The sequence below is a fragment of the Halogranum amylolyticum genome (assembly GCF_900110465.1).
In the GTDB taxonomy this organism is placed as follows: domain Archaea; phylum Halobacteriota; class Halobacteria; order Halobacteriales; family Haloferacaceae; genus Halogranum; species Halogranum amylolyticum.
The window spans coordinates 1-7951 of sequence record NZ_FODV01000049.1; the positions used below are offsets into that span (position 1 = coordinate 1).

The window sequence follows — 7951 nt, forward strand, 5'->3', positions numbered from 1 at the left end:
TTCGGCGAGGACAACGACCAGAAGCAGCGCTCGCAGTCCGTCCAGGACCAGAACGAAAAGCAGAACGGTGAACACAACGACCAGTCGCAGGACGCGGACTCCGAACAGGACGCGCTCCAGAGCCAAGACGGCGAGGACAGCGACCAGGAACAGCGACAGAGCGTCAAGCAGGACGAAGACCAAGAGCAGGACGGCGACCGCCACGACCAGGAGCAGAGCCAGGAGGCCACCGAGTCCGCCGAGCAGATCGCCACCGGTGACGACACCGATCAGGAGCAGTCACAGGGCGTAGAGCAGGACGCAGAGCAGGACCAGGAGGGCCACCACAACGACCAGACGCAGGACCAGGACGCCTCGGCCGACGCCAGCCAGGCTGCGCACGGTGACGACATCGAACAGGATCAGGAACAGGACATCGATCAGGACGCAGAGCAGGACCAGGAGGGCGAGCACAACGACCAGAGCCAGACGCAGAACGCCGAGGCAGAGGCCGGACAGCACGCCCGCGGTGACGACATCGAGCAGAGCCAAGAGCAGAGCATCGAGCAGTCCGCCGAGCAGAGCCAGTCCGGTGAAGACAACGACCAGAGCCAGACACAGGACGCGTCCGCGACGCAGGTTCAGGTCAGCTTCAGCGACGTCGGTGGCATGGGGATGCAGGGCACCTCTGTGACCCACGACGCGACCGACGGCTCCTCCTCGGAGGGTGCTCACACCGCCGCATCGGGAATGTGCACGGACACGAAGTGCTCCGACAGCAAGGCCTCGATGTCCGGGTCGAGCAGCGACAAGACCGCCGACTCCGACTCCGAGAGCAACTCCGGAGACGGCTCCAGCGAGATGGAGCAGGAAGTCAGCGTCAACGGCGGCGACGCCGACACCAAGGTGGAACAGAAGCAGGAACGCTAACCACGGCGGTTCCAGCCACCACCTCGTAGCACCGACCGACGACCACTTTTTTCGGACACAGCCCCGAGAGCGGCAGCACTCCTCACCAGTCGTCGGGCCACAGGTCGGCTGCACGCATCCCCCGCTCGAAGTCGGCGTCGCGGAACGCCGCTACGAGGTCGTCGCGGTCGAGTCGGGCGACGTCGCGTCCGGCGAGTTCCAGAACAAAGAGCGCCGTCAGCATCGCGTGTTCGCGGAGGTTCCGACGGTCGACCTTCTCGCGTGTGTCGGCCGACGTGTGCGCCCATCCGCGGCCGCGTTCGCCGCTGTCGCTGTGCAGTTGGAGCGCCGGGACGCCCTCGCGGACGAACGGCCACTGGTCGCTGAACGGGTGGGGCTCCGAGACGACGCGGATCGGGCGTCCGGTTTCGTCGGCGACCGTCTCGGCGACGTCGGCCGTCGCCTCGGAGGTGTGCGTCATCGCGACGAGGTCGCGGAACCGCCCCGCACCGTCGACGTTGACGACGGCGGCGAGGTCGTCGCGGTCGACGGCGCTCGCGAGACGCTCCGACCCGACGAGTCCCGTCTCCTCACAGCCGACCGCTGCGACCCGGACGTCGCGGTCGAGACGGGGAGAGAGTTCGGCGAGGATCCGGGCGGCGGCGACGACGACGGCGACGCCACAGCCGTTGTCGAGCGCGCCCTCGCCGACGTCGTGGGCGTCGTAGTGGGCGACGAGGAGGAGGTCGCCGTCCACGTCGCTCCCGTCGGTTCCGTCAGTCCTGTCGTGCTCGTCGCCTCCGTGAGTCCGACCGGGGCCGCCCCCGAGTCGACCCACGACGTTCTGACTCTCCGCCGGGTCGGTTCGGGCGTCGACCGAGAGACGGACCCGACCGCCGCGTTCGGCGTACTCCGTGAGCCACGCGCCCGTCTCCTTCGAGACACCGACGGCGACGGCGTCGGCCTCCTCGTCGAACCGGAGTGCACCCGTCGGCGGCAGTTGACCGGGGACGTGGTTGACGAAGACGAAGCCGACGGCACCCGCTTCGACGGCGTGGCCGAACTTCTCCATCCGGTGGACGAACCGCCCGCCTTCGGGCGTGGTCGTGCTCGCGACGGCGACCTTCCCGGCGACGTCGCAGTCGTCGACCTCGCTCGGCGTGCCGTGACCGACGTCGACGAGATCGGCCTCGACCTCCCCGGCGGGGCAGTACGGGAGCGCGAGCGCCTCGAACGAGCGGTCGTCGGGCGCGAGGAGGTCGAGCGTCGCCGACCCGCGCGTCCAGCGGTTCGTCTCGAACGGCTGGAGACGGACGTCGTCGACGCCGGCGGCGCGGAGGGCGTCGGCGACGCGGTCGGCGGCGCGTCGTTCGCCGTCGCTGCCGCCCATCCGACCGTCGATAGCGGTCAGGTCGGTCAGCAGGTTCCATCCGATGTCGTCGAGCCACGCCCGCCCGAGTGCGGCGTGGAGCGTGTCGTCCATAGGTCGCGTTCACGCGACGGGACCAAAGGCCCGGTGGGTGGTCGAGTCGAGAGGGGCGTCGAACGGCCGAGTCGAGAGAGCGAGTGAACGCTGTGCTGTCGGGGCTGTTCGACCGGTTTGGCAAGACTTACCACTACGACGACCAACCCTCCGTCAATGAGTTCGGTTCCCGAGCGAAGCGAGATCGACGAGGAGTACAAGTGGGACCTCGAGAGCATCTACGCTGACGACGAGGAGTGGGAGACGGCCTTCGAGGACGTCGAGAGTCGGGTCGATGACGTCCGGGAGTACGAGGGGCGGCTCACGGAGGACGCCGAGACGCTGCTCTCGGCGCTCGAACTCGAGGAGTCGCTGATGCGCGACGTCGCGACGGTGGCGTCGTACGCACGCTTGCGGAGCAGCGAGGACACGCGTAACCAGGAGTATCAGGCGCTGTCGACGCGTGCACAGTCGCTGGCGTCGAAGGCACAGAGCGCGACGAGTTTCATCGAACCCGAACTCCAGCAGAACCTCGACGAGGCAGATGTCGCCTCGTTCGTCGACGACGAACCCGGCCTCGCCGAGTACGAACACTACTTCGACGACGTGCTGCGGATGAAGCCGCATACTCGCTCGGCGGAGGTCGAGGAACTGCTCGCCGAACTGTCGGAGGTGACGGGCGCGTCCAGCGACATCTACAACATGTTGTCGAACGCGGACATGACGTTCCCGACCGTCGAGAACCCCGAGGGCGAGGCGGTCGAGATCTCCCAGGGGAACTTCACGAAACTGCTGAAGCATCCCGACCGCGAGTTCCGGCAGACGGTCCACGAGGAGTTCTACGAGGAGTGGGCGGACGTCCGCAACGCCGTCGGCACCGCGCTGAAGAACAGCGTGAAGACGGACGTGAAACTCGCCCGAGCGCGGAACTACGACACTGCTCGCGAGGCGTCGCTCGACGGACCGAACATCCCCGTCGAGGTGTACGACAACCTGCTCGGAACCGTTCGCGAGAATCTCGATCATCTCCACCGTCATGCCGACCTGAAGCGGCAGGCGCTCGACGTCGACGACCTCCAGATGTGGGACCTCTATATGTCGTTGACCGGCGACGAAGGCCCCGAGGTCCCCTACGAGCAGGCGAAGGAGTACATCGTCGAGGCGGTCGCGCCGCTCGGCGAGGACTACCAACAGCGCGTCGCACAGGGGTTGGAGGACCGGTGGGTCGACGTCTACGAGAACCGCGGGAAGCAGTCCGGCGCTTACTCCTCGGGGACCTACGACACCCAGCCGTTCATCATGATGAACTACCAGGACGACATCACCTCGATGTTCACTCTGGCACACGAACTCGGCCACTCGCTTCACTCCGAACTGGCGAAGGAGGCCCAACCGTGGCAGTACTCCGGCTACGAGATCTTCGTCGCCGAGGTCGCCTCGACGGTCAACGAGACGCTCCTGACCCACTACCTGCTGGAGAACGCCGAGAGCGACGATCTCCGGACGCACGTGCTCGACGAGTACCTCGAACGCGTCCGCTCGACGCTCTACCGCCAGACCATGTTCGCCGACTTCGAACAGCAGATCCACGAGATCGCCGAGGACGGCGGCGCGCTGACGCCCGACACGTTCGATCAGCTGTACGGCGACCTGAAAGCGGAGTTCTACGAACCCGCCGTCGTCGACGACGACATCCGCCGCGAGTGGATGCGCATCCCGCATTTCTACTACTCCTACTACGTCTACCAGTACTCAACGGGGATCAGCGCGGCCGTCTCCATCGTCGAGCGCATCTTCGACGAGGGTGACGAGGCGGCCGACGACTACCTCGAGGCGTTAGAGATGGGCGGCTGTGCCTACCCGATGGAGATCCTGTCGACCGCCGGCGTCGACATGACTTCGCCGGAGCCGATCGAGCAGGCGCTCTCGGTCTACGGCGACTACCTCGATCGGATGGCCGACCTACTGGAGCTCGAGTAGTCGACCCGTCGGTGCGGCCGTCAGGGGGCCGGAGGCGCGTCGTCGGAACTCGAGCGGTTTCAGCCTGTCGCAACCTCCAACCACTCTCGAGACCCAAAGGCACATTTACGCGGATACCAAACGTGGACGTAACGAATGTCACATAGCCCGTCTCTTCCCGACCGCCCACGGCTCGACCTCGACCCCGACATGTCGGACGCCGAGCGGCTGGACGCGATGCGGAAGCACTACGCACGCATCGTGCAGGTCAACGACGAACTGGACGAGCGACTCAGGGAGGCAGACGACCGCCGTGACGGCCTCCAAGAGGAGGTCGACCACCTCAAGCGGCGCAACGAGATACTGAAGACCTCGTCGCTCTACATCGCGAGCGTCGAAGAGGTGACCGACGACGGCGTCGTCATCAAACAGCACGGCAACAACCAGGAGGTACTCACCGAGGTCTCGCCGCAGCTCCAGGACGATCTCGAACCCGGCGACCGCGTCGCCATCAACGACTCGTTCGCCGTCCAGCGACTGCTCGACGACGAGACCGACGCCCGCGCACAGGCGATGGAGGTCGACGAGTCGCCCGAAGTCCGCTACGAGGACATCGGCGGTATCGACGAACAGGTCCGCGAGGTCCGCGAGGCCGTCGAGGACCCGCTCGTCAACCCCGGACAGTTCGAGACCGTCGGCGTCGAACCGCCGTCGGGCGTGCTGCTCCACGGCCCACCAGGCACCGGAAAGACGATGCTCGCGAAGGCCGTCGCCAACGAGACCGACGCCACTTTCATCAAGATGGCCGGCTCCGAGTTGGTGCGAAAGTTCATCGGCGAGGGGTCGCGGCTCGTCCGCGACCTGTTCGAGCTGGCCTCCGAGCGCGAACCGGCAGTCATCTTCATCGACGAGATCGACGCCGTCGCCGCCAAGCGGACGGACTCGAAGACCTCCGGCGACGCCGAGGTTCAGCGGACGATGATGCAGCTACTCTCGGAGATGGACGGGTTCGAGGACCGCGGCGAGATCCGCATCATCGCCGCGACGAACCGCTTCGACATGCTCGACGAGGCGATCCTCCGGCCGGGTCGCTTCGACCGTCTCATCGAGGTACCCAAGCCCGGCGTCGAGGGTCGGACCCAGATCCTCCGGATCCACACGCAGGATATGAACGTCGCCGACGACCTCGACTTCGAGGAACTCGCCGAGGAGCTCGACGACTACAGCGGTGCCGACCTCGCCTCGCTGACGACCGAGGCGGGGATGTACGCCATCCGCGACGAGCGGACGGAGGTCACACAGGAGGACTTCGAGCAGGCGAGAGAGAAGATGGAGGCGGCCGAGGAGTCGTCGGACCGCTCGGCCCGAAGCTACCAGTACTGAACGGACGGTCGCTCTTTTCGGCTCAGTGTCGCCCGTCGTCGAACGCGAGGCCGGCCAGTTTGTTCAGCCCGGCCTGGAGATGCTGGTGGAACGTCGGTCCGGCGATACCGAACGTCTCGGCGAGCTCGCCGCCGGAGCTCTCGCGCGGTCGTCTGAAGTAGCCGCCGCGGTAGGCGGCTTCGACCGTCTGGCGCTGTCTGTCCGTGAGCGTCGTCTCGAGCTGTTCGCGGAACCCCTCGACCGACTTGATCGCCCGGTCGGTCTCTCGCTTCGCGACGAGTTCGGCCGTCGGGAACGACGCCACGAGCCCCTCGACGAGCGTCCGGATCTCCGTCTCTGGCGGGACGACCGCGTTGATCCGGAGCGATCCGGCTGTGGCGGTCGCCGCCGCGACCCTCGCACCGGCGTCCAGGAACGTCCGGAGCGGCGACGACGCGAGGGTACACTCGACGGTGCCGCCGCCGACGCCGTCGTCGAGCACGCGCGCCTGCTCGACGCCGGTCGTCCCGCTCGCGTCCTCGACGACGTCGCTCGGAGCAGCACCTCGGACGCGTAGGTAACAGTGGACACCGTCCGTGGCCGGGATGACGCCGTCGATCTCGAAGATGCACTCGGCGGTCGCCGCGAGTCCGGCGAGCACCGAGTCCGCTCCGACGGTCAGCTCCAGTTCCGTCAGCGTGTCCGCGAAGAGCAGTCGTCGGTTCTCGACGGCGTTGATGGCGTAGCCGATGGTCTCACCGAGCACCTCGAAGGCCTGCGTCTCGTTGTCGCCGAACGCTTCGGGTCGGAGCGCGTTGATGACGAGGACGCCGTAGGTGTGGCCGAGATACGAGATGGGGACGAGTGCGAACGAGCGGTAACCGCCGTCGAGAGCGACGTCCTTCAGCGCGTCCGGGACGGTCGACGAGTCGTGGAGATACTGGACGGCCTCGACGGTGTCGTCGTCGTCGAGTGCGGCGGCAAGTTCGGCCAGCGCCGTCCGGTCGCCGTCGAGGGCGTCGAGCCACGCCTCTCCGTCGACGTTCGACGCCTCGCGGACGGTGAACGCGTCGCCGTCGAGGGCGGGAGCGACGACGAGCGCCGACCCGTACAGGTGAGAACTCGCCAGTCGGTCGCAGACCGCCGTCTCGATCTCGTCGCGTCTCACTCCTTCGAGCAGCGAGTCGACGACGTCGTGGACGATGGTGTTGACCTGGTTGTACGTCTCGATCTCGTCGTTCTGGGCGGCGACACGGAGCTCCGACTGCTTGCGCTCGGTGATGTCGAGGTGGGAGACGAGTACGTACTCCTCGCCGTCGTGACGGAACCGGATGGCGCGCATGGTGAACCAGCGCTGCTCGTCCGGCCCATGACAGGGGTACTCGAAGGCGAACTCGTCGCGGTCGTTCTCGAGGACGCCACGGATCCCGTCTGCGGCGGTCACGGCGTGCTCGTCGGGGGCGGCGTCGCACACCGCCAGATAGTCGACGCCGATAGTGTGTGCGGGTTCCTGTATCCCGTTTTCCTCGCCGAACCGTCGCCACGCCCGGTTCGTGTAGACGATCTCGGCGTCGCTGTTCAAAACGGCGACCTGCGTGGGAAGCGCGTCGAACCCCGCCTCGGTGAGCGACCCCACGCGGGCCGAGCCGTCGGCCTCGCTGGACCCGGTGCGCTCACTCGCGGGAGCGTGATTGTCGTGTGGGAGAGTCATGGCATTCCGGCCGTCGGAGAGATGGTGCTCGGTGATTTGAATGTTACCCCGCGCACGGTGGCGCGGGGGATCCTGTTCTTACGAGAACAGGTTTCCTGTGTCGACGACGTGACTTGCAGACACGCGCTGGAAATCAGCGGCGTCCGTAGCGTTGACGAGAGCGAAGCTCTCGTTCGCACGCCAGAAACGCGATGCGTTTCTGGGGACGGTCACACTCTCCACAGGCGTATCTTCGGGCCATCCCAGCCCTAATTCAGAACAGCCGCGTTGCAGAACATTCATCGCCGCGTTCGCGTCTCGATCCGTCTTAAACCCACACGCAGGGCACGAATGCTCACGAACCCAGATGGGCTTTGCCGTCTCCACACCACATGATGCACACTCTTTGGTCGTTCCTCGCGCTTCAACCTGCAGGACGTGCGTCCCGTACAAGTCGCCCTTATATTCAAGCAAGGTGATGAACTGTCGCCACGCGGCGTCCTGCTTGTTCTGAGCATTTCCATCGCCCTGAAGCATACTCTGAACGTTCAGATCTTCCACGAACACAGCATCGTACTCTTTGACGAGCC

5 protein-coding genes and 1 pseudogene are annotated in these 7951 nt (G+C 66.2%); 3 read left to right on the forward strand and 3 right to left on the reverse strand.

The annotated features are described in order from the left end of the window. A pseudogene (locus tag BSG17_RS25600) lies at nucleotides 1–909 on the forward strand (hypothetical protein); the annotation flags it as partial. A gap of 82 nt (nucleotides 910–991) precedes the next feature. Here BSG17_RS25600 and BSG17_RS25605 read toward each other — a convergent pair. Continuing rightward, the gene (locus BSG17_RS25605; protein ID WP_089828170.1) at nucleotides 992–2371 is read right to left on the reverse strand and encodes a M20/M25/M40 family metallo-hydrolase; all 1380 of its coding nucleotides are present in this window, start codon (nucleotides 2369–2371) and stop codon (nucleotides 992–994) included. Between the two features lie 156 nt (nucleotides 2372–2527). On the opposite strand from BSG17_RS25605, the gene pepF reads away from it, so the two are divergent. Continuing rightward, the gene (gene pepF / locus BSG17_RS25610; protein WP_089828171.1) at nucleotides 2528–4330 is read left to right on the forward strand and encodes an oligoendopeptidase F; all 1803 of its coding nucleotides are present in this window, start codon (nucleotides 2528–2530) and stop codon (nucleotides 4328–4330) included. Between the two features lie 135 nt (nucleotides 4331–4465). Next, on the forward strand, nucleotides 4466–5692 hold the full coding sequence (gene pan2 / locus BSG17_RS25615) for a proteasome-activating nucleotidase Pan2 (protein WP_089828172.1): 1227 nt from the start codon (nucleotides 4466–4468) through the stop codon (nucleotides 5690–5692). Nucleotides 5693–5714: 22 nt separating this feature from the next. Here pan2 and BSG17_RS25620 read toward each other — a convergent pair whose 3' ends face one another. Further along, nucleotides 5715–7382 carry a bacterio-opsin activator domain-containing protein gene (locus BSG17_RS25620; protein WP_089828173.1) on the reverse strand — a complete coding sequence of 556 codons (1668 nt, stop codon included), beginning with the start codon at nucleotides 7380–7382 and terminating at the stop codon, nucleotides 5715–5717. A gap of 78 nt (nucleotides 7383–7460) precedes the next feature. Then, nucleotides 7461–7951 (reverse strand): RNA-guided endonuclease InsQ/TnpB family protein (locus tag BSG17_RS25625; protein ID WP_139246829.1); only part of this gene is annotated, 491 nt, incomplete at its 5' end.

Excerpts from the sequence above, each read along its gene's own strand:
- pepF (WP_089828171.1), top strand. The coding sequence starts at position 2,528 with ATGAGTTCGGTTCCCGAGCGAAGCGAGATCGACGAGGAGTACAAGTGG.
- BSG17_RS25620 (WP_089828173.1), bottom strand. The coding sequence starts at position 7,382 with ATGACTCTCCCACACGACAATCACGCTCCCGCGAGTGAGCGCACCGGG.
- pan2 (WP_089828172.1), top strand. The coding sequence starts at position 4,466 with ATGTCACATAGCCCGTCTCTTCCCGACCGCCCACGGCTCGACCTCGAC.
- BSG17_RS25605 (WP_089828170.1), bottom strand. The coding sequence starts at position 2,371 with ATGGACGACACGCTCCACGCCGCACTCGGGCGGGCGTGGCTCGACGAC.